Source organism: Microbacterium sp. JC 701 (assembly GCF_021026215.1).
Classification (GTDB): domain Bacteria; phylum Actinomycetota; class Actinomycetes; order Actinomycetales; family Microbacteriaceae; genus Microbacterium; species Microbacterium algihabitans.
Genome location: NZ_JAJNCV010000001.1, coordinates 1,339,354 through 1,360,284 on the forward strand (window position 1 = coordinate 1,339,354; position 20,931 = coordinate 1,360,284).

A 20,931-nucleotide genomic window follows, 5' to 3' on the forward strand; every position below is an offset into this window, starting at 1 on the left:
CGCGCAATAGTCGGCGCGCCCGCACGTTCTCTCAGATTCGAGCGACCCCGGCCTGTGCCAGATCCACGCGGTGCGCGGAGCGCAGGATCTCCGTCGAGCGGGCGACCTCGTCGTCGACGCGGGCGGAGTCCCATCCGAGCGGCTCGGCGACGGCCTCGGCGACCTCGCGGAGGGTCCGCTCGGTCATGCCGCCGACGAAGGCGAGGTGCGTACGGCGCAGCAGCACGTCGATGAGGTGCACGACCTGCTCGTTCGCGGCGATCCAGGCGAGCTCCTCGCGGTAGTAGCCGGGCGCGTCGGGGACGGGCGTCGGCTCCGTGGGGAGGGCGGCGAGGATGGCGTCGGCGCGCGTGCCGTAGCGCTCGAGCATGGCCTCGACGATCTCGCCGGAGTGCGCATTCGTGCGTGCGGACACCCAGCGGCGTCGCTGCTCGGGCGTGGCGGGGAAGCCGGCGCCGCCGCCGATCGCGAGACCCTGGGTGCTCACACGGTGCGGGCGACGCAGCTTCTGCAGCGTCTTCATGCTGAGGTGCTCGGCGAGGGCGCGGAAGGTGGTCCACTTGCCGCCGACCAGGCTCATCGCGGGAACGCCGGCGACCTCGTCCTCGACGATGCGGTAGTCGCGCGAGACGAAGCCGGGCGCGGTGTCGTCGTGGCGGGGGAGGGGGCGGATGCCGCTGAACGTGTAGACGATCTGCGAGCGGTCGACGCCCACCTTCGGGAAGACGTGTCCGATGAGGTCGAAGAAGTACTCGATCTCGTCGTCGGTGCACACCACGGGCTTCGAGGGGTCGGCGTCGATGTCGGTGGTGCCGACGAGGACGCGGTCCTTGAGCGGGTAGATGAGCACGATACGGCCGTCGGAGTGCTCGAAGAAGATCTCGCGCCCGCCGGTGGCGGCCAGCAGCTCGGGGTTGTCGAGCACGATGTGCGAGCCCTTGGTGCCGCCCATGAACTTCGTGTCGAGGCCCATCGCGGAGTTGGCCAGGTCGGTCCAGGGCCCGGCCGTGTTGAGCACGACCTTCGCTTTCACGCTGAACTCCTCGCCGGAGACCTCGTCGCGCACGCGGACGCCGTTCGCGTCGGCGCCGACGGCCGAGACGTAGTTGACGGCCTGAGTACGGCCGCCGCCGGCCTCGATGCCGTCGCGCAGCACGTCGAGGGCGATGCGCTCGGGGTCGTGCATCGACGCGTCGAAGTAGGTCGCGGTGTAGCGCAGGTCGTGGTTGAGCTGCGGGAGGGCCTGCAGCGACTTCTTCTTGCCGAGGAACGTGTGGCGGGGAACCGAGCCACCGTCGCGCGAGAAGGTGTCGTACATGATCAGGCCGACCTTGATCAGCAGGGCGCCGCGCTCGTTGGGCTTGCCGCGGCCGTGTGTGACGAGCAGGCGGAAGGGCGCCGAGAGGATGCCCGAGAACGTCTTGTAGATCGGGATGGTCGTCTCGAGCGGCTTGACGTAGTGCGGGGCCGTCTTGAGCAGGTCGTTGCGCTCGGTGACCGCCTCTTTCACGAGACGGAACTCGCCGTTCTCGAGGTAGCGGATGCCGCCGTGCACCATGTGGCTGGAGGCCGAGGAGGCGCCCGACACGAAGTCGCCGCGCTCCACGAGGGCGACGCTGACGCCCTGGAGCGCGAGGTCGCGGAGGGTGGCGAGGCCGTTGATGCCCCCACCGATGATCAGGACGTCGAGGTCTTCGGCGTCACGGAGCGCCTGGACGTCGGCGCGGAGCGAAGAAGTAGGGGACGACATGTCGACTGCGACCTTTCGTAGTTGGTACGTCGACCACATTGCGCTCGTCTGCACGTTGTTGCAAGCCCCTTGAACAAACGTGCACAATGGTGTTCATGCGGGTGAGAAGACCATGACCACACAGGCCGAAGAGCGCTCCCGCGACGCGCTGCGCGCGGCGCAGCTCTACTACATGCAAGACCTCACGATGGACGCCATCGCGCACGAGATGCGGGTGTCGCGTTCCTCGGTGTCGCGGTTGCTGCAGCACGCGCGCGACGTGGGGCTGGTGACCATTTCGATCAGCCCGCCCGACGACGCGCGCGGACAGATGGCGCAGCGCATCGCCGACCGGTTCGGCATCACGGCGCACATCGTGCCCACGCCCGCGCGCACCTCCGAGGCCGAGCGCCTGGAGCGAACCGCTCTGACGGCAGCGCGCATCCTCGCCGAGCGGGTGGAATCGTCGATGACGGTCGGCGTCGCGTGGGGCTCGACCCTGTCGGCGATGGCGCGCCACGTGCCGCAGAAAGACGTGCACGACACGCACATCGTGCAGATGAACGGCGCCGCCAACGTGCGCACCTCCGGCATCCCCTACGCGGGCGAGATCCTGTCGAAGTTCGGTGCGGCGTGGTCGTCGTCGGTGCACCAATTCCCGGTGCCGGCCCTCTTCGACGATCCCCGCACGAAGCAGGCCATGTGGCGCGAACGGTCGGTGCGCTCGGTGCTCGAGATCCAGCAGCGCGTCGGTCTGTTCGTGTTCGGACTCGGCTCGCCCCACGCCGACGTCCCCTCGCACGTCTACAGCGGCGACTACTTCGACGAGCGCGACCGCGCGGTCATCGAGCGCGAAGGCGTGGTCGGCGACTGCGCGACGGTGTTCTACCGCGCCGACGGGTCGAGCGACATCCCCGAGTTGAACGCGCGTTCCAGCGGACCCGACCTCGACACGGTGCGGCGCATCCCGCGACGCTTCTGCGTCGTGTCGAGCCTGTCGAAGCTCGACGGGCTGCGCGGGGCGCTCGCCGCGGGACTGATCACCGAGCTCGTCGTCGAGGAGTCCCTCGCGCGCCGACTCCTCGCCGTCACGCGCTGACGAGCGGGCGTCCGGGGAGCCGGAACGCCCGGATCAGCGCTCGCCGAAGCCGTCGTCGATCAGCGCCCGCAGCTCGTCGAGCGCCTGCTGCGCCTGCGGCCCCGAGGCGCTGACGCGCACGCGCGAACCCTGACGCACCCCGAGGGCCATGAGCGCGAGCAGGCTGTGCCCCGACACCTCGGCGCTCCCCGTGTCGAGGTCGGCGATGCGCACCTCCGCGCCGAAGCGCGACGCGGCTTTGACGAACGTCGCGGCCGGCCGGGCGTGTAGCCCCGAGGGGTTCGACACGACCGCCTCGAACGACAGCGAGTCGCCGGCGGTGCTATCGGCGGATGCCGGGGGCGCGGCATCCGGAACCGTCGACGCCCCGTCGCCGAGCTGACGGCGCTTCGCCTCGCCCGCGGTGGCGCACTCCGCCGCCACCGCGGCGAGATCGGCCCCACCCGCGGCCGTGACCACTGCGGCGACGAGGCCCTCCACGAACGGCGCGGGACTCAGCCGAACCCGCTCCGGCGCCGTGACGAACTCCACCGCCGTCTCGGCGCTGAGGATCGCCGAGCCGAGGTCCATCAGCACGAGCACCCCGTCTCCGGAGTCGGCCTCGTCGATGGCCGCGGCGATCGCCACGGCATCCGTGCCCAGATCGTCGTCGGGCCCGCCCGCGGCCACGCGCACCGCGGGCGGCTGCTCCCCGCCCATCTGCAGGGCCAGATGCACGGCGGCCTCCGCGAGCGCGAGCGAGTGCGAGACCGCGACGATGCCGATCACTCCGCGCCCGCCAGTGTGTCGCGCAATGCCTCGAGCAGCAGGGTCGCCGAGGTCGCGCCCGGGTCGATGTGTCCGGCGCTGCGCTCGCCGAGGTAGCTCGCGCGGCCCTTGCGCGCCACGAGCGGTTCGGTGGCGTCGCGCCCGCGCGCTGCGGCGTCGGCGGCGGCGCGCGCGGCGGCGGCCGGTCCGTCGGCGACGGCGGCGTCCCACGCGTCGAGCGCGGGGGAGAGGGCGTCGATCATGGTCTTGTCGCCGAGCTCGGCCTTGCCGCGGGCGACGACGCCCTCGACGCCCGCGCGCAGTGCGGCGCCGAGCGCGGCGGCATCCGCCTCTCCGTCACCCGCGAGGGGCGGACCCATGCGCAGGAAGAGCGTGCCGTAGAGGGGCCCGCTCGCCCCGCCCACCGACGAGACGAGCGTCATCCCGACCGTCTTGAACAGGTCGGACGCGGTGGCCGGCACGGGGTCGAGCTTGGCGACGACCGCGTCGAGACCGCGCGCCATGTTCGAGCCGTGGTCGGCGTCGCCGATCTCGGAGTCGAGCTGCGTCAGCTCGTCTTTGTGCGCGTGCACGGCGTCGCGGAACGCGCGGATCCACGCGACGAGGTCGTCGGTCGAGACGGCGTCGCTCATGCGCCCCACCGCAGGCCGGGGGTGACGACCGGCGCGTCCCACAGGCGGATCATCTCGTCGTCGGCCTTCACCACGGTGAGCGAGGCGCCCGCCATGTCGAGGCTCGTGATGTAGTCGCCGATCAGCACGCGCTGCACGTCGACGCCCGCCTCGGCCAGCAGCGGGGCGATCTCGCCGTAGAGCAGGTACTGCTCGATGAGCGGGGTGCCGCCCAGACCCGACAGCAGAACGATCGCCGGGCCCACGGCCTCGCCGAAGTCGTGCACGATCGGATCGACCATGAGCTTCGCGATCTCGTGAGCGGATGCCAACTTCACCCGCGAACGGCCGGGCTCGCCGTGGATGCCGACGCCGACCTCCATCTCGTCGTCGGGCAGTTCGAAGGTGGGCCGCCCCGCGGCGGGGACCGTGCAGCTGGTGAGCGCGACGCCCATCGACCGACCGGCCTCGGACACGCGGCGCGCGAGGGCGGCGACGGCGGCGAGGTCGGCGCCCTCTTCGGCGAGGGCTCCGACGACCTTCTCGAGGATGACGGTGGTGCCGGTGCCGCGGCGACCCGCGGTCCAGGTGGAGTCGGTGACCGCGACGTCGTCGGCCACGACGACGGATTCGACCTGCACGCCCTCACCGGCGGCGAGTTCGGCGGCCATCTCGAAGTTCAGCACGTCGCCGGTGTAATTCTTCACGATGTGGAGCACGCCCGCACCCGAGTCGACGGCCTGCGTCGCCGCGAGCACCTGGTCGGGAGTGGGGGAGGTGAACACCTCTCCGGCGGCGGCGGCGTCGAGCATGCCGCGACCGACGAACCCGCCGTGCATCGGCTCGTGGCCGGAGCCTCCGCCCGAAACGAGGGCGACCTTGCCGGCGCGGGTCGGTTCGGCCCGCAGGATGACCCGATTCTCGGCATCCACCCGCAGATCCGGGTGCGCTGCCTCGATGCCGCGCAGGGCCTCTGCCAGCACGTTCGCGGGGTCGTTGACGAACTTCTTCACGCTGCCTCCTCGTTGTGGCGTCGACGGTTCGGGCCGTCAGTCACGACCCTGGTCGCCGCGCGGCGTCACGTCAAGGGTCGGTGCGCGAGAGGAGCGGGTTCGTCAGAGACGCTCGTGCGGGAGCACCTGCTTGATGCGCTCGAGAGGGTTCTGCGCGGGGGCCTCGTTGTACGCGTTCGCGAGTTCCTGCCCGCTGAGGGCGTGGATGGCCGCCATGATCTCGTCGGTGGCGCCGCGGCGCGCGCGCCCCGAGGTGGCGGGGCCGTGCGGTGAGAGATCGAGCGGCTTGCCGAAGCGCACCGTGATGCGCTCGGAGGTGCTCGGGAACTTCGCCCCCACGGGCATGGCCTTGTCGGTGCCGATCAGCCCGACCGGCACGACCGGGGCTCCCGTCTGCAGGGCGAGGAAGGCGACGCCGGTGCGGCCCTTGTAGAGGCGGCCATCGAGCGAGCGCGTGCCCTCGGGATAGAGCGCCACGGCGCGCCCGTCATCGAGGAACGCACGCTGCTGATCGAGGGCGTCGAGCGCCTTCTGGCCGGCGCCGCGCTCGACAGGGATCGCCCCGATGGCGGTGAAGAACTGCCGCGAGGCCCACTTCTCGAAGTACGCCGACTTCGCCATGAAGTGCACCGGGCGGGGAGCGGCCACGGGAATGGCGATCGAGTCGATGAACGACAGGTGGTTGCTCGCGAAGATCACCGGCCCCGTGCGGGGGACGTTCTCGCGCCCCTCGATGCGGGGCCGATAGACGGCGCGGGCAAGGGGGGCGATGAAGAACCGCCCCAGGCCGTAGGCCGCGCCCATCTGCTGCGGCGGTGCGGCGGGGGTCTCGGCGGGCACGTCGGAACTCACTCGACGAGGCTACTCGCCGCAGCATGCCACCACGTGCATGGGGGCGATCGGCACCGCTCTCTCAGCCCCGCCAAAGCCGGATACGCGAGGATGGGGCTTCCCCGTCTTCTTCGAGAGGTCACCTGTGCGCTTCCGCCCGATCGCTTCCCTGTCCGTCGCCGCCGCTGCGGCGTTGCTACTGGCCGGGTGCGCCGGCTCGCCCGACGCCGCGGAGACTCCGGATGCCACGGCCTCCGCCGACGCCGGCCAGTGCCAGAGCGCTCTGACGGACGCTCCTGCGCCCGACGGCCTCGTCGTCTCCGGCGACTTCCAGGGCAAGGTGAACGTGACCCTCCCCTCGGGGTACGCCCCCACCGAGCTGCAGCGCACGACCCTCGTCGAGGGCTCCGGCCAGCAGGTCAAGGCCGGCGACGTCCTGAAGGCGAACTACACGCTCATCGACGCGGCTTCCGGCCAGGTGCAGCTGCAGTCGCTCGACACCGCGCCCGCCGGCATGGACACGCTGATCAACTCGCAGCAGATCTTCGGAGCCGCCCTCGAGTGCGAGAACATCGGCGCGCGCACGGTCTCGTCGTTCCCCGCCGGAACGCTCGGCGAGGGCTCGCCCGCCTTCGTGCTGGTCGCCGACGCGATCTCGGAGTTGCCCACCCGCGCCGACGGTGCCGAGGTCGCCCCCGTCGACGGCATGCCCACCGTCACCTTCGACGACTCGGGCGCCCCCACCATCACCATGCCCGACGCTCCGGCCCCCACCGACGTGCGCATCGAGAACCTCCGCCAGGGCACCGGCGACGTCGTCAACCCCGGCGACCAGGTCATCGTGCAGTACACCGGTGCGCTGTACGACGGCGGCACCGTGTTCGACTCGAGCTGGCAGCGCGGCGAGCCCGCCCAGTTCGTCACCAACCAGGTGGTCGACGGCTTCCGCCAGGCGCTCGAGGGACAGACCGTCGGCTCGCAGGTCGTCGTCGTGATCCCGCCCGCTTCGGGCTACGGCGATCAGGCGCAGGGCGAGATCCCCGCGAACTCGACGCTCGTCTTCGTCGTCGACATCCTCGGCGTCCAGCACGCGACCGCCGCCGGATAAGGAGGCCGCGTCCGGCGCCCGGCACCCGACGGGCACCGGCTCGGTAGGCTGACGGGATGCGCCGCGTCCTCATCCTCGGGTCCACCGGTTCGATCGGCACGCAGGCGCTCGACGTCATCCGGGCCAACCCCGAACGCTTCGAGGTCGTGGGCCTCGCCGCCGGCAGCGACCGTGCCGGCGTCGAGGCGCAGGCGCGCGAGTTCGGCGTCGAGCACCTCGCCCTCGGCGCGGTCGAGGCCGAGCAGCTGGTCCGCGACGTCGAGGCCGACGTGGTGCTCAACGGGATCACCGGCTCGGTCGGGCTCGGCCCCACCATCGCCGCGCTCGAAGAAGGGCGCACTCTCGCCCTCGCCAACAAGGAGTCGTTGATCGTCGGCGGCGACCTCGTCACCGCGCTCGCTGCCCCGGGACAGATCGTCCCCGTCGACTCCGAGCACTCAGCCATCGCGCAGGCGTTGCGCTCGGGCGAGGCGTCGGAGGTGCGCCGGCTCGTGCTCACGGCATCCGGAGGCCCCTTCCGTGGACGCTCGCGCGATCAGCTCGTCGACGTCACCCCCGCCGAGGCGCTCGCCCACCCGACGTGGGACATGGGCCGCGTCGTCACGACGAACTCCGCGACCCTCGTCAACAAGGGCCTCGAGGTGATCGAGGCGCATCTGCTGTTCGACGTCGACTACGACCGCATCGACGTCACCGTGCACCCGCAGTCGATCGTGCACTCGATGGTCGAGTTCGTCGACGGCTCGACGATCGCGCAGGCATCGCCGCCCGACATGCGCCTGCCCATCTCGCTCGGCCTCGACTGGCCGCACCGCGTCGGCGGCGTCGGAGTGCCCCTGGACTGGACCCGCGCCTCGCAGTGGACCTTCGAGCCGCTCGACGAGGAGGCCTTCGGCTCGGTCGCGCTCGCCAAGCGCGTCGGACGCGCGGGGGCGACCTACCCGGCCGTGTTCAACGCCGCGAACGAGCAGGCCGTCGACGCGTTCCACGAGGGGCGCCTCGGCTTCCTCGACATCGTCGAGCTCATCGAGCGCGTCGTCGACCGCCACGAGGCCCCGGCGCAGCTCACGCGCGCGTCGCTCGCCGAGGCCGAGACCTGGGCGCGCCGCACCGCCGACGAGATCATCGCCGCGCGCTGACCCCGGGGGTAGGAGGTCTCTGAGCTTGTCGAAGGGACCGGGCGTGCGTTGGACCCTCGCGTTCGGGAGGTCCCTGAACTTGTCGAAGGGACCGGGCGTGCGCTGGACCCTCGTGTTCGGGAGGTCCCTGAGCTTGTCGAAGGGACCGGGCGTGCGTTGGACCTTCGCGTTCGGGAGGTCCCTGAGCTTGTCGAAGGGACCGGGCGTGCGTTGGACCTTCGCGTTCGGGAGGTCCCTGAGCTTGTCGAAGGGGCCAGGCCCCACGGTGGCCTGGGTGGCTTCGACAGGCTCAGCCACCTTGCGTTCGCGCGTGCGCCGGCCCTTCGCGTTCGTGAGGTCCCTGAGCTTGTCGAAGGGACCGGGCGTGCGTTGGCCCCGGTGGCTTCGACAGGCTCAGCCACCTTGCGTTCGCGCGTGCGTTGGACCTTCGCGTTCGGGAGGTCCCTGAGCTTGTCGAAGGGACCGGGCGTGCGTTGGCCCCGGTGGCTTCGACCGGCTCAGCCACCTTGCGTTCGCGCGTGCGCCGGCCCTTCGCGTTCGTGAGGTCCCTGAGCTTGTCGAAGGGACCGGGCGTGCGTTGGCCCCGGTGGCTTCGACAGGCTCAGCCACCTTGCGTTCGCGCGTGCGTTGGACCTTCGCGTTCGGGAGGTCCCTGAGCTTGTCGAAGGGGCCGGGCGTACATGGGTCCCGGTGGCTTCGACAGGCTCAGCCACCTTGCGTTCGGGCGTGCGTTGGACCTTCGCGTTTGGGAGGTCCCTGAGCTTGTCGAAGGGACCGGGCGTACATGGGTCCCGGTGGCTTCGACAGGCTCAGCCACCTTGCGTTCGCGCGTGCGTTGGACCTTCGCGTTCGGGAGGTCCCTGAGCTTGTCGAAGGGACCGGGCGTGCGTTGGCCCCGGTGGCTTCGACAGGCTCAGCCACCTTGCGTTCGCGCGTGCGCCGGCCACGGTGGCTTCGACCGGCTCAGCCACCTTGCGTTCGCACGCGCGCCGGCCCCGGTGGCTTCGACGGGCTCAGCCACCTTGCGTTCGGGCGTGCGTTTGCTCCGGTGGCTTCGACGGGCTCAGCCACCTTGCGTTCGCGCGTGCGTCGGCCACGGTGGCTTCGACGGGCTCAGCCACCTTGCGTTCGCGCGTGCGCCGGCCACGGTGGCTTCGACAGGCTCAGCCACCTTGCGTTCGGGCGTGCGCCGGCCCCGGTGGCTTCGACGGGCTCAGCCACCTTGCGTTCGCGCGTGCGCAGTCCCGGTGCCTTCGACAGGCTCAGCCACCTTGCGTTCGCGCGCGCGTCGGCCCCGGGGCCTTCGACAGGCTCAGCGACCTCGCGTGCGAAGGGGCGCGGCCCTCGCGTTCTCAAGCGGGGAAGTCAACCGGGCGCTCGGGGTCGGACGACGGCGTGCTGTCGGCCGGGTACGGCACGGGCCACTGGGGGTCGGGCACGGCCCAGCCGGCGGCCCGCAGGGCACGGCGGGACAGCTCGCGCGCCGAGTAGGGCGTGCGCACTCCGCGGATGTCGCGGTAGTCCTGGTGCCCGGGGCCGGCCCAGAGGATCGCGTCGCCCTCGCCGACGAGTTTCACGGCCTCGAGGATCGCACGCTCGGGCGGGGTGAACTCGTGGATCTCGGCATCCGGACGCGCACGACGAGCGCCTTCGACGAGCACCTCGCGGATCGTGTCGGGATTCTCGTGACGCGGGTGGTGATCGGTCACGATGAGGATGTCGCTGCCCTCGACCGCGGTGCGCCCCATGTCGTGGCGCTTCGTGGCGTCGCGGTCGCCGTCGGCACCGAAGAGCATGACGACCCGGCCCGGCGTGACGCGGCGCACGGCGGCGAGCGTCTTCTCGAAGGCGTCGGGGGAGTGACCGAAGTCGACGTAGACCGCGGGACCCTCGGGGCACGAAACCAGCTGCGTGCGACCCGGCAGTGACGCGTCGATGCGCTCGCCGTCGAGGGTGCTGAACACGTGCTCCCAGGTGTAGCCGACCTCGAGCAGCATGACGATCGCGAGGCCCGCGTTGGCGGCCATGTGCCGGCCGATCACGGGCACGACGGTGGTCAACGAGCGACCCTTGCCGTTGCTGAGGATGAACTCGGTGCCCTCCTGGCGCTCGTCGACGATCTCGACGGTCCAATCGGCGGATGCCGCGGAGGCGGCGTCTTCGGCGATGGCCGGGGTCGCGATGGTCACGACGGGGATCTCGGCCCGCGCGGCGATCTCGGCGCCCGAGGCGGAGTCGAGGCACACCACACCGCGGCGCGCGCGGTCGGGGCGGAAGAGGGGGAGCTTCGCCTCGAAGTACTCGCGCATGTCGGCGTAGTCGTCGAGGTGGTCGTGGGTGAGGTTAGTGAAGCCCGCGACGTCGAAGACGAGGCCGTCGACGCGGTGTCGGGTGAGGGCCTGGGCGCTGACCTCGACGGCGACGGCCTCGACGCCACGTTCGCGCATGAGGGCGAGCAGGGCGTGGAACTCCGAGGCCTCGGGCGTGGTCAGTCGAGAGACGATGACCTCACCCGCGATGTGGCGCTCGGCGGTCGACGACAGTCCGGTCACGACGCCGAGCTGGCCGAGGATGCCCTCGAGCAGGTGCGAGACGCTCGTCTTGCCATTGGTGCCGGTGGTCGCCAGCAGTTGAGGAAGCCGGTCGTCGGGGCCGGTGCCGTAGACCCAGGCCGACAGGTCGCCGAGCAGCGCGCGCGGGTCGTCGACCACGACGATGGGAAGCCCCGTGGGGGCGGCGATCTCGGCGCCCGCGTCGTCGGTGATCACGGCGACGGCGCCGCGCTCGGCGGCGGTGGCGGCGAACTCCGCACCGTGGCGGTTGACGCCGCGGATCGCCACGAAGGCCTCGCCCGCGCGCAGATCAGCGGTGGCCAGCGTGATGCCGGTCAGGGTCGTACCCTCGACCTCTCCCACGGTGCGCACGCCGTAGCGGCGGGCGAGCTCGGCGAGGTCACGGCGGGGCGGACGCTCCGGTCGGAGGACGGGCGGCAGGTTCGAGGGGGCGTCGGAGGACATCCCCACCATTGTCTCATCCGGGGTCGCACAGACACCGCATCGCGGCCGCACGGGCGGTTCAAAGGCCCGCGGCGGTATCGTCGGCGGGTGACTGCGATCGCGTTCCTCATCGGCGTCGTCGTGCTCGTCGTCGGACTCGCCGTTTCGATCGCGCTGCACGAGATCGGACATCTGCTGCCCGCCAAGCTCTTCGGCGTGCGCGTGGGCCAGTACATGATCGGCTTCGGACCGACGCTGTGGTCCAAGCGCATCGGCGAGACCGAGTACGGCTTCAAGCTGCTTCCCCTGGGGGGATTCATCTCGATGGCGGGCATGTACCCGCCGGCCCCCGACGACGGCACCCCCGAGAAGAAGCGCTCGCGCTTCTTCGCCACGATGGTGCAGGACGCCCGCGACGCGAACGCCGAGACGTTGATCGCCGCCGACGACCGCGTCTTCTACAAGCTGCCGGTCTACAAGCGCATCATCGTCATGCTCGGCGGACCGATCATGAACCTCATCCTGGCGTTCGTGCTCTCTGCCATCGCGCTCAGCGGTATCGGCGTGGCCACGGCCACCACGACCGTCGCGGCGGTGTCGCAGTGCGTGATCCCGGCCAGCGACAATCGCACCGACTGCACCTCGACCGACCCCGTCGCCCCGGCCGCCGCGGCCGGCATCCAGCCCGGCGACAAGATCGTGTCGGTCGACGGGACCCCGGTGTCGACGTTCGCAGAAGCCGCGGCGATCATCCAGAAGTCGCCGGGCCAGGCGCTGTCGGTCGTCATCGACCGCGACGGCACGCAGCGGACGGTCAGCGTGACGCCGGCGCAGACCGATCGCGCCGTCACCGACGCGCAGGGCAAGGCCGTCACCGACGCCTCCGGCGCGCCCGAGTACGAGACCCTCGGCTTCGCCGGGCTCACCGCGCAGCAGACTTTGGTTCCGCAGCCGATCTGGGCCGGCCCCGAGGCGACCATCCAGCAGGTGGGCAGCGTCGCGCAGATCATGACGCAGCTCCCGGTGCGCGTCTACGACACGGCCGTCGACCTGTTCACCGGTCAGCCGCGCGACCCGAACGGTCCGCTGAGCGTCGTCGGCGCCGGGCGCCTGGCCGGCGAGTTCGCCGCCATCGACGCGCCGATCCTCGATCGCGTGGGCGCGATCATCGGTCTGCTCGCGGCGCTGAACATCGCGCTGTTCGTGTTCAACCTCATCCCGCTGCTGCCCCTCGACGGCGGTCACGTCGTCGTCGCGCTGTGGGACGGCATCAAGCGCTGGTTCGCGCGGCTGCGCGGCACGGTCGCCCGGCCGGTCGACGCGACGAAGCTGGTGCCCCTGACCTTCGTGGTGGTCGTGCTGCTGGTGGGCATGGGCGGGGTGCTGTTCCTCGCCGACGTCTTCAACCCGGTGCAGCTGCTCTAGCGCCCCGCGCCGCGGGTGGCGGGGGCTTCGACGGGCTCAGCCACCCTGGGAACAGAGGTCCCTGAGCTTGTCGAAGGGCCCGGGAGTTCGCGGGTGGCGGGGGCTTCGACGGGCTCAGCCACCTTGAATCAGAGGTCCCTGAGCTTGTCGGAGGGCCCGCGAGTTCGCGGGTGGCGGGGGCTTCGACGGGCTCAGCCGCCCTGGGAACAGAGGTCTCTGAGCTTGTCGAAGGGCCCGGGAGTTCGCGGGTGGCGGGGGCTTCGACAGGCTCAGCCACCTTGGTACGCGGGTGGCGGGGGCTTCGACAGGCTCAGCCACCTTGGTACGCGGGTGGCGGGGGCTTCGACAGGCTCAGCCACCTTGGTTCGCGGGTGGCGGGGGCTTCGACAGGCTCAGCCACCTTGGTACGCGGGTGGCGGGGGCTTCGACAGGCTCAGCCACCTTGGTACGCGGGTGGCGGGGGCTTCGACAGGCTCAGCCACCTCGGCGCGCGTCAGAGCGCGTGGGCGATGAGACGCTCGAGGGTGCGCATGCCGTCGCGCGACAGGATCGACTCCAGGTGGCCCTGCACGCTCGCGAAGCCGGGGCCCCGCAGCGCGTAGACGTCGCCCGTCTCGGCATCCGCGGCGATGTCGACGCCCGGGGCCGCGGCATCCGTCGCCCGTGCCGTGAAGGTGTTGTAGAACCCGATCGAGGCGGGCTCGCCGAACACGTCGACGCTCTTCTGCAGACCCTGGTGGGGCTGCGCGAGCGGGGCGAGGTCGAGGCCGAGCCGGTCGGCGAGGATCTGGTGGCTGAGGCACACCGCGAGCAGCGGGGCGTCGTTCGTCAGCCGCCGCGAGACCACGTGGCGCATCGCGCTCATCCGCGCGCTGTCGTCGCGCGGGTCGCCGGGCCCGGGGCCCGACACGACGAGGTCGGCGCCGTCGACGTCGGCATCCGACGCCTCCGCCCAGTGGACGATGCGGGTGTCGAGGCCGAGGTGACGCAGCTGGTGCGCGAGCATCGTGGTGAAGCGGTCCTCGGCGTCGACCACGAGGGCGGTGCGACCGGCGAAGGGACCCGATCCGTCGGGGTCCTGCGGGTTCATCCAGAACGGCGCGAGGCGTTCGTTGCGGGATGCCAGCAACTCGGCGATCGCGGGATCCTCGGCCAGCGGCCGACGTGCGGTGGCCGGGGCGTCGGGATCGGCGTCGGCGGGGGCCACGGGCACGTCGCGGGGGATGGCGCCGATCGCACCGAGCACGCCGGCGGCCTTGCCGTGGGTCTCGCCGACCTCGCCGTAGGGGTCGGAGTGGCGCACGAGGGTGGCTCCCACCGGCACGCGCAGGCGGCCGTCGACCAGATAGGCCGTGCGGATGAGGATCGGGGCGTCGAGGTCGTGCGTGGGCCCCTCGGCGTTGCCGTTCGGGGTGAAGAGCGCGGCGACGCCGGAGTAGTACCCGCGCGGCGTCGTCTCGTGGCGCGCGATCACCGTGCACGCGTTCTGCATGGGCGAGCCGGTCACGGTGGGGGCGAACATCGTCTCGCGCAGGATGTCGCGCGGGTCGAGGTCGCTGCGGCCGCGCAGCATGTACTCGGTGTGGGTCAGGCGCGACATCTCTTTGAGGTGCGGGCCCGTGATGCGTCCGCCGTCGCTGCAGACGGCGCTCATCATCTTCAGCTCCTCGTCGACGACCATGAAGAGCTCTTCGGTCTCTTTGGTCGAGCGCAGGAATTCCGCGAGGGTCTCGGCGGTCGCCCCGCCGGCGGGGTGACGGAAGGTGCCCGAGATGGGGTTCATCGTGACGATGCCGTCTTTGGCGCTCACGTGCGCCTCGGGGCTCGCGCCCACGGCGATGTGCCCCTCGGTCACGACCGCGAAGGTCCAGTAGGCGCCCTTCTCGTGCTCGAGCAGAGCGCGGAACCACGTGAGGGCGGCGACGCGCGGATCGACGTCGACGCCGGCGACGAAGTCGCGACGGATCACGAAGTTCGCCCCCTCGCCGCGACCGATCTCGTCGGCGATCACCCGGCGCACGATGTCGGCGTAGTCCTCGTCGGCGAGGTCGAAGCCGGCGTCGTCGAGCGGCACGGGGGAGGAGGGCAGGACGGCCATGGCCTCGGCGCGCGGCAGGGCCACCCGCTCGTCGATCACGAGGCACCGCAGCGGCGCGCCGTCGTCGTGACAGACGAACCCGCGCTCGCGCACCTGGCGGTACGGCACGAGGGCGAGCACCTCGCGCGGCGCGCCCGAGGCGTCGATCAGCGGGATGTCGGCGAGCAGCTCGACGTCGACGACATCGCCGGTGAGCACCTCGACCGACTCGCCGTCACGGGCGATGAGGGCGAAGGGGGCGGATCCCGCCGCGAGGTCGGCGAGCAGGGTGGAGGGGTCGGGCCCGGTCATCGAGGTACTTCCGTCTGTGATCGTGGGTCCAAAGCGGCCGCCGGAAACAACAAGACCGCCCGGATCTCCAGGGGAGGGGCGGTCTGCGCATGCGTGCTCACCGCCTAGACGGTGGGCCACCAAGACAGGGGTGCATGCATGGCGCCGAACCTACCACAGGGGGCTCTCGGCGGCGGTTCAGGCCCCGTGCGGTGCGGGCGGCGTAGGCTGAGCCCGTGCCTGCTGTGAACCTCGGAATGCCCCGCGTGCCGGAGACCCTCGCGCCTCGTCGCAAGACCCGTCAGATCCGGGTCGGCAAGGTGCTCGTCGGTGGCGACGCCCCCGTCAGCGTCCAGTCGATGACCACGACGCCCACCACCAACATCAACGCCACGCTGCAGCAGATCGCCGAGCTCACGGCATCCGGATGCGAGATCGTGCGCGTGGCGGTGCCGTCGCAGGACGATGCCGACGTGCTGCACATCATCGCCAAGAAGAGCCAGATCCCGGTCATCGCCGACATCCACTTCCAGCCGAAGTACGTGTTCCAGGCGATCGACGCCGGATGCGGCGCGGTGCGCGTGAACCCGGGCAACATCCGCAAGTTCGACGACCAGGTCGGCGCGATCGCCAAGGCCGCGAAAGACGCCGGCGTCTCGCTGCGCATCGGCGTCAACGCCGGATCGCTCGACCGTCGCCTGCTCGAGAAGTACGGCAAGGCCACGCCCGAAGCCCTCGTCGAGAGCGCCGTGTGGGAGGCCTCGCTGTTCGAAGAGCACGACTTCCACGACTTCAAGATCTCGGTCAAGCACAACGACCCCGTCGTGATGGTGAAGGCGTATCGCATGCTCGCCGAGCGGGGCGACTGGCCCCTGCACCTCGGTGTGACCGAGGCCGGCCCCGCGTTCCAGGGCACGATCAAGAGCGCCACGGCGTTCGGCATCCTGCTGTCCGAGGGCATCGGCGACACGATCCGCGTCTCGCTGTCGGCCCCGCCGGCCGAAGAGGTCAAGGTCGGCCACCAGATCCTGCAGTCGCTGAACCTGCGCGAGCGCAAGCTCGAGATCGTCTCGTGCCCCTCGTGCGGTCGCGCCCAGGTCGACGTGTACACGCTCGCCGACGACGTGACCGAGGGCCTCAAGGACATGACTGTTCCGCTGCGCGTGGCCGTCATGGGCTGCGTCGTCAACGGACCCGGCGAGGCGCGCGACGCCGACCTGGGCGTGGCCTCGGGCAACGGCAAGGGCCAGATCTTCGTCAAGGGAGAGGTCGTCAAGACCGTTCCCGAGAGCGAGATCGTGGCGACCCTCATCGCCGAGGCGAACCGCCTCGCTGCCGAGATGGGTCCGGATGCCGCGACCGGGACGGCCCAGGTCATCACGGCCTGATTCACCCGGGCGCGACGCCCGGCCGCCGAACGCACCCGCGTCCGGGAGCGACCCCCGCGGTCCGATAGCGTCGGGATTCTCATGACCGAGACTCCCACCGCCTCCCTCGCTCGTCCCCTTGTCGCCGGGGTCGTCACCGCCCTGGTCGGTTTCACCAGCACCTTCGCCGTCGTGCTGACGGGTCTTCGCTCGGTGGGCGCCTCGCCCGCGCAGGCGGCGAGCGGTCTGCTCGCGATCACCCTCGTGGTCGGCATCGGCTGCGTGATCCTCGCGTCGCGGTATCGCATCCCGATCACCGTGGCGTGGTCGACGCCGGGTGTCGCGCTGCTCGCGGCCACCGGCACGGTCGACGGCGGCTGGTCGGCCGTGGTGGGCGGGTTCTTCGTGTGCGCGGCGCTGATCCTGTGCACGGCGCTGTTCCCGCCGTTGGGGGCGCTCATCGCGCGCATCCCGCCCTCGATCGCGCAGGCGATGCTCGCGGGGGTGCTGCTGCCGCTGTGCGTCGCGCCTTTCGTCGGCCTCGTCGACGACCCGTGGGGTGTCGCGCCGGTGCTGATCGTGTGGCTGGTCGCCTCGCGGGTTCTTCCCCGATGGGCCGTGCCGCTGGCGTTCGTCGCCGCGATCGTCGTGGTGGCGATCGAGCTGGCGCGCACGGGCGTGAACGCGGATGCCGCCTCGCTCCTGCCGCATCTGGAGTTCGCCGCCCCGACCCTCACCCTCGGCGCCGTGGTGGGCGTCGGGCTACCCCTGTTCGTGGTGACGATGGCGTCGCAGAACGTGCCCGGCGTCGCGGTCATGCGCAGCCTCGGGTTCACGATCCCGTGGCGCCCCGCGATGCTCGTCACCGGCCTCGGCTCGGCCGCGGCCGCGGGCTTCGGCGGGCACGTGATGAACCTCGGCGCGATCAGCGCGGCGATCGCCGCCGGCCCCGACTCGCACCCCGACCCGAAGAGACGCTGGGTCGCCGGAGTCTCGGCCGGGGGCACCTACCTCGTGCTCGGCGCGCTGTCGGCCGCGTTCGCCGCGATCGTGCTTCTCGCCCCGGCGGGGGTCATCCCCGCGGTGGCCGGCGTGGCCCTGTTCGGTGCGTTCGGCTCGGCCGTGCAGCAGGCCATCGACGACCCCGGCGAGCGGGTTCCCGCCGTGGTGACGTTCCTCGTCGCGGCATCCGGGATCGCCGTCTTCGGGGTCAGCGCGGCGTTCTGGGCCCTGCTGGCGGGGCTCGTCATGCGCACCGTGCTGCACGTGGGGCGGCGTCGCGCCGTGTGACCAGGTTGACCAAGTGCGGTTGACCGATGTCGGAGGTGGGTGCGAGTCTGCTCTCATGAAGACGTCGCGAGTGAAGGTGCAATACGCCAAGACGCATCTGTCCGCCCTCATCGCCTCCGTGCAACGCGGCGACGAGGTCGTCATCGCGCGGGGCGATACCCCGGCCGCGCGGCTGGTCGCCGTCGAGCCGCCGGCGGAGCGGGAGTTGGGCTTCGTGGCCTACGCGATCCCGGAGTCGTTCTCCGACCCCCTGCCCGAAGAGGAGCTCTCGGCCTGGGAGGCCGGTGCGTGAGGTATCTGCTCGATACGCACACGCTTCTCTGGGCGCTGACCGCCCCGGATCGCCTCGGCCCGGCCTCCTCGACGATCCTTGCCGACCCGTCGTCGACGATCGTCGTGTCCGCCGCCTCTGCGTGGGAGATCTCGACGAAGCAGCGGATCGGCAAACTCCCGCACGCCGACGCGCTCGTCGGGGGCTACGCACGCCATCTCGATCGCCTCGGCGCGGAGAGGCTCCCGATCGACGAGACGCATGCGCTCCTCGCCGGAGCCCTGCAGTGGGATCATCGTGACCCGTTCGACCGGATGCTCGCCGCGCAGGCGATGGTGGAGTCCCTCACGCTTCTCAGCAGCGACGACGCGTTCTCTCGGCTGGCAGGCCTCGCCGTTCAGTGGTGAGACGTGAGCGGTCGGACTTTTTCCTGTGAGCCCGCGCGCAGGGAGGTGATTCTGCCGCGAGAGCTGGTGAATGCTCGACTACTTCTGTGCTTCGTCGGAGGGCGTGACTCTCTCCGAGTGGTTTCATGAGCCCGCGGCGATCCGGCGAACGCCCGGTGCACGCCGTCGCTCTCCTTCCGATCCCCCGCACCCGAGGTGGCTCCATGTCCCGCTCGACCTCCGGACGCCCGGCCCGCGCCCGAGCCGGTCTTCTCGTCGTCCTCGCCCTGACGCTGACGTCGACGGGGTCGCTGGTGCGCCGGCCGCGCGGAGGTGGCGCGCGCCGTGTTCACCGCTGAAGCCGCGCCGAGCCCGACGCCCACGCCGAGCCCGTCGTCGAGCACCGGTCCCGGTGCGGGTGCCGGCACGGGTGGGGCAGGGGCCACGCCGACCTCCGCCCCGGCCACGGGATCGCCGGCGGGTGCCCTCGCGGTCATGGGAACGGATGCCGCGCCAGCCGGACCGGTGACGGCTGCGTCGCTATTGCTGGGCGGCGGGGCGGCCCTGATGGCCGTTCGACGGGCGCGGACCGCACGACGGACCGCCTCGCGTCGATAGAGGAGCGACGGAGGGGGCCGAAGCGCGATGGCGAATCGGCCCCCTCCGTTCGTGATCGCACGGGACGTGCGAGCACGGCCGTCTCGAGAGCGACGGACCCGTCACCTTTTCGTTATCGAAACCGCCACGTCGGTCGTGAACCGATCGACGGATCGTGGACATTACAGAGTGTGGATGACGACGACGCCGGGCTGTGGACCCGGGTGCGCCAAGGCGACGAGCTCGCGCTCGCCGCTCTGTTCGATCGGTACGACGCGCGGCTGTTCCGGCACGCGTCGCGCCTGCTGACCCATCGGGAGGACGCCAAGGACGCCGTGACCGTGGCGTTCTTCGAGCTGTGGCGCAAACGCGCCTCGGTGCGTCTGGTCGACGGGTCGCCCCTGCCGTGGCTGCTGACGACGGTCGCCCACTGCGCGCGGAACCTCGAGCGCTCGAGCAGGAGGTACCGCGCCCTGCTCGATCGCGCACCGGTCGCGGCGACCGCGACGTCGGGACACGACGACAGCGGAGTGCTCTCGGCGCTCAAGCGGTTGCCCGAGCGCGAACAGGCGGTCGTGGTGCTGTCGGTGCTCGAGGGCTACCCCGAGCGCGAGATCGCTCAGGCACTCGGCATTCCGGCCGGAACGGTGAAGTCGCGGCTGTCCCGCGCGAAGGCGAAGTTGCGCGACGAGCTCGCGCTGGAAGGGGTCCGGGCATGATCGACCAGCTGACACCCGACGAGCGCGCCGCCCTGCGCGCCCGCATCGTGGGCGGAGCCCGCGACATCAAGCCCGCGGGTGCCCACCGCGGCGCCTGGATCGCCGGATCCGTCGCGGCCCTGCTCGTGGTCGCGCTCGCCGGGGGAGTGGCGGCCACGACGACGCTCAGCGCACCGCCGATCGCGAACACCCCGTCGCCCAGCCCCACGGCCACCGTGGCGCCGGTGCCGACCCCGACGGCCTCGCAGACTCCGACCCCGACGGCGCCGCCGGCGCGGATCGTGGCACAACCCGCGTCGCGCTTCTCGTTCGGCTGCGCCGACGTGGCTCCATTCGTCGCGTCGTTCTTCGGTGGGGAGGTGCCCGAGATCGCTTCCACGATTCCGCGTCTCACGGGGAACGCCTGGCTGCCCGGGCCGATGCAGTACTCCTTCGAGCAGGCGGGCGCGCTCTACTGCGAGTTCGGTGAGCTCAACGGGCGCTCGGCGGAGGTTTCGATCGTTCCCGACGCCGAGGGCGTCGTGGAGCATCATCGTGCCGTGCTCGGCGACACCTGTAGCGCCGAGTTCCCGTGCGAACTCATCGAGGGCGCCTTCCTCTCCGTCGTGGGAACCTCGGATGGCGAGGTCGGGCGAACGCCCGAGGACGACGCGCTGAGCGCGGTCGCGGCCTCGCAGATCGGCGATCTCATCCGCGCGTCTCCGCCATCCGCGTCGCGATGGGTCCCGCCGACCGGGTCGAGGGCGCTCCCGGGTGAGTGCGCGACGGTCCTTCCTCCGGAACGGTTGGGACCGATCGTCGGCATCCCCGGCCTCAAATCCGTCGAAGACGGGTGGGGAGGATGGAGCGTGCAGGCATGGATGCTCGACGGCTACTGGGACGCACCTCTCTGCCACTACTACCCCGCGAGTGCCACGAACGATCTCGACACGGAGTCGGTTCGCGTGACCTGGCTGCCGGGCGGCGAGTGGGCCTTCGACGCCGCGGTCACCGGCCAGCCGATTTCGGCGACCGGCGGGCGAACGACCGACGCCGCGCGACTCAGCGAGGGGCCGCTGGGCGGGGGCACCGTCTACTACGCGGACGTTCTCGTCGACGGGAACTGGGTGCGCGTCGCCCTGCCCTGGTCCATGACGGAGGGTGATCGTCCCGCGGCGGTGAAGAGCATCGCCGAGCTGGTCTTCGAGGGCGTCTACGGCTGAGGCCTAGACTCG

Annotated in this window: 17 protein-coding genes; 10 read left to right on the forward strand and 7 right to left on the reverse strand. The window is 71.4% G+C overall.

Annotation, left to right across the window (positions count from 1 at the left end; all coding sequences use genetic code 11):
• Positions 1-31 precede the first annotated feature (31 nt).
• Entirely contained in the window at positions 32-1,750 is a 1,719-nt protein-coding gene (locus LPW41_RS06355; RefSeq protein ID WP_144828514.1) for a glycerol-3-phosphate dehydrogenase/oxidase, read from the reverse strand.
• Positions 1,751-1,862: 112 nt separating this feature from the next.
• On the opposite strand from LPW41_RS06355, the gene LPW41_RS06360 reads away from it, so the two are divergent.
• Positions 1,863-2,828: a sugar-binding transcriptional regulator gene (locus LPW41_RS06360; RefSeq protein WP_144828511.1), complete on the forward strand. Its 966-nt coding sequence runs from the start codon at positions 1,863-1,865 to the stop codon at positions 2,826-2,828.
• A 33-nt stretch (positions 2,829-2,861) separates the two neighbouring features.
• Here LPW41_RS06360 and dhaM read toward each other — a convergent pair whose 3' ends face one another.
• The 4 genes from dhaM to LPW41_RS06380 form a co-directional block, all read right to left on the reverse strand.
• Positions 2,862-3,596 (reverse strand): dihydroxyacetone kinase phosphoryl donor subunit DhaM, encoded by a 735-nt coding sequence (gene dhaM, locus LPW41_RS06365; RefSeq protein WP_154095958.1) that lies wholly within the window; start codon positions 3,594-3,596, stop codon positions 2,862-2,864.
• The gene (gene dhaL / locus LPW41_RS06370; protein WP_144828505.1) at positions 3,593-4,228 is read right to left on the reverse strand and encodes a dihydroxyacetone kinase subunit DhaL; all 636 of its coding nucleotides are present in this window, start codon (positions 4,226-4,228) and stop codon (positions 3,593-3,595) included. The genes dhaM and dhaL overlap by 4 nt, the downstream gene beginning before the upstream one ends.
• Entirely contained in the window at positions 4,225-5,220 is a 996-nt protein-coding gene (gene dhaK / locus LPW41_RS06375) for a dihydroxyacetone kinase subunit DhaK (RefSeq protein ID WP_144828502.1), read from the reverse strand. Before dhaK ends, dhaL begins: the two co-directional genes overlap by 4 nt.
• Before the next feature lie 102 nt (positions 5,221-5,322).
• Entirely contained in the window at positions 5,323-6,024 is a 702-nt protein-coding gene (locus tag LPW41_RS06380) for a 1-acyl-sn-glycerol-3-phosphate acyltransferase (RefSeq protein ID WP_230704530.1), read from the reverse strand.
• A 172-nt stretch (positions 6,025-6,196) separates the two neighbouring features.
• On the opposite strand from LPW41_RS06380, the gene LPW41_RS17045 reads away from it, so the two are divergent.
• Together LPW41_RS17045 and dxr are read left to right on the forward strand one after the other, a co-directional pair.
• Positions 6,197-7,159, forward strand: coding sequence for an FKBP-type peptidyl-prolyl cis-trans isomerase (locus LPW41_RS17045; protein ID WP_308071696.1), 963 nt, complete (start codon positions 6,197-6,199; stop codon positions 7,157-7,159).
• A 56-nt stretch (positions 7,160-7,215) separates the two neighbouring features.
• Entirely contained in the window at positions 7,216-8,298 is a 1,083-nt protein-coding gene (dxr, locus tag LPW41_RS06390) for a 1-deoxy-D-xylulose-5-phosphate reductoisomerase (protein WP_154095956.1), read from the forward strand.
• 1,352 nt (positions 8,299-9,650) lie between these two features.
• Here dxr and LPW41_RS06395 read toward each other — a convergent pair.
• Positions 9,651-11,315 carry a Mur ligase family protein gene (locus tag LPW41_RS06395; protein ID WP_230704368.1) on the reverse strand — a complete coding sequence of 555 codons (1,665 nt, stop codon included), beginning with the start codon at positions 11,313-11,315 and terminating at the stop codon, positions 9,651-9,653.
• Between the two features lie 87 nt (positions 11,316-11,402).
• Between LPW41_RS06395 and LPW41_RS06400 the strand changes: the two genes are divergently transcribed.
• Positions 11,403-12,719, forward strand: coding sequence for an RIP metalloprotease (locus LPW41_RS06400; protein WP_144828487.1), 1,317 nt, complete (start codon positions 11,403-11,405; stop codon positions 12,717-12,719).
• Positions 12,720-13,212: 493 nt separating this feature from the next.
• Here the strand turns inward: LPW41_RS06400 and LPW41_RS06405 are convergent, their stop codons facing one another.
• Complete coding sequence (locus LPW41_RS06405) at positions 13,213-15,108, reverse strand: anthranilate synthase family protein (RefSeq protein WP_230704369.1); 1,896 nt, start codon at positions 15,106-15,108, stop codon at positions 13,213-13,215.
• A gap of 236 nt (positions 15,109-15,344) precedes the next feature.
• On the opposite strand from LPW41_RS06405, the gene ispG reads away from it, so the two are divergent.
• From ispG to LPW41_RS06435, 6 genes are all read left to right on the forward strand, one after another.
• Positions 15,345-16,475, forward strand: a complete 1,131-nt coding sequence (gene ispG, locus LPW41_RS06410; RefSeq protein WP_144831737.1) for a flavodoxin-dependent (E)-4-hydroxy-3-methylbut-2-enyl-diphosphate synthase — start codon at positions 15,345-15,347, stop codon at positions 16,473-16,475.
• A gap of 81 nt (positions 16,476-16,556) precedes the next feature.
• Positions 16,557-17,744 carry a benzoate/H(+) symporter BenE family transporter gene (locus LPW41_RS06415; protein ID WP_230704370.1) on the forward strand — a complete coding sequence of 396 codons (1,188 nt, stop codon included), beginning with the start codon at positions 16,557-16,559 and terminating at the stop codon, positions 17,742-17,744.
• A 55-nt stretch (positions 17,745-17,799) separates the two neighbouring features.
• Positions 17,800-18,036, forward strand: coding sequence for a type II toxin-antitoxin system Phd/YefM family antitoxin (locus tag LPW41_RS06420; RefSeq protein ID WP_144828478.1), 237 nt, complete (start codon positions 17,800-17,802; stop codon positions 18,034-18,036).
• Entirely contained in the window at positions 18,033-18,422 is a 390-nt protein-coding gene (locus LPW41_RS06425) for a type II toxin-antitoxin system VapC family toxin (RefSeq protein ID WP_230704371.1), read from the forward strand. The genes LPW41_RS06420 and LPW41_RS06425 overlap by 4 nt, the downstream gene beginning before the upstream one ends.
• A 767-nt stretch (positions 18,423-19,189) precedes the next feature.
• Positions 19,190-19,717 carry an RNA polymerase sigma factor gene (locus tag LPW41_RS06430; RefSeq protein ID WP_186325382.1) on the forward strand — a complete coding sequence of 176 codons (528 nt, stop codon included), beginning with the start codon at positions 19,190-19,192 and terminating at the stop codon, positions 19,715-19,717.
• Positions 19,714-20,919: a hypothetical protein gene (locus tag LPW41_RS06435; RefSeq protein ID WP_186325381.1), complete on the forward strand. Its 1,206-nt coding sequence runs from the start codon at positions 19,714-19,716 to the stop codon at positions 20,917-20,919. The genes LPW41_RS06430 and LPW41_RS06435 overlap by 4 nt, the downstream gene beginning before the upstream one ends.
• Positions 20,920-20,931 lie beyond the last annotated feature (12 nt).

What these genes read in the sequence shown, in the direction of transcription:
- ispG (WP_144831737.1), top strand. Translation starts at nt 15,345, where the DNA reads ATGCCCCGCGTGCCGGAGACCCTCGCGCCTCGTCGCAAGACCCGTCAG.
- LPW41_RS06435 (WP_186325381.1), top strand. Translation starts at nt 19,714, where the DNA reads ATGATCGACCAGCTGACACCCGACGAGCGCGCCGCCCTGCGCGCCCGC.
- LPW41_RS06415 (WP_230704370.1), top strand. Translation starts at nt 16,557, where the DNA reads ATGACCGAGACTCCCACCGCCTCCCTCGCTCGTCCCCTTGTCGCCGGG.
- dhaL (WP_144828505.1), bottom strand. Translation starts at nt 4,228, where the DNA reads ATGAGCGACGCCGTCTCGACCGACGACCTCGTCGCGTGGATCCGCGCG.
- LPW41_RS06380 (WP_230704530.1), bottom strand. Translation starts at nt 6,024, where the DNA reads ATGGGCGCGGCCTACGGCCTGGGGCGGTTCTTCATCGCCCCCCTTGCC.
- LPW41_RS06360 (WP_144828511.1), top strand. Translation starts at nt 1,863, where the DNA reads ATGACCACACAGGCCGAAGAGCGCTCCCGCGACGCGCTGCGCGCGGCG.
- LPW41_RS06405 (WP_230704369.1), bottom strand. Translation starts at nt 15,108, where the DNA reads ATGACCGGGCCCGACCCCTCCACCCTGCTCGCCGACCTCGCGGCGGGA.
- LPW41_RS06420 (WP_144828478.1), top strand. Translation starts at nt 17,800, where the DNA reads ATGAAGACGTCGCGAGTGAAGGTGCAATACGCCAAGACGCATCTGTCC.
- dxr (WP_154095956.1), top strand. Translation starts at nt 7,216, where the DNA reads ATGCGCCGCGTCCTCATCCTCGGGTCCACCGGTTCGATCGGCACGCAG.
- LPW41_RS06355 (WP_144828514.1), bottom strand. Translation starts at nt 1,750, where the DNA reads ATGTCGTCCCCTACTTCTTCGCTCCGCGCCGACGTCCAGGCGCTCCGT.
- LPW41_RS06395 (WP_230704368.1), bottom strand. Translation starts at nt 11,315, where the DNA reads ATGTCCTCCGACGCCCCCTCGAACCTGCCGCCCGTCCTCCGACCGGAG.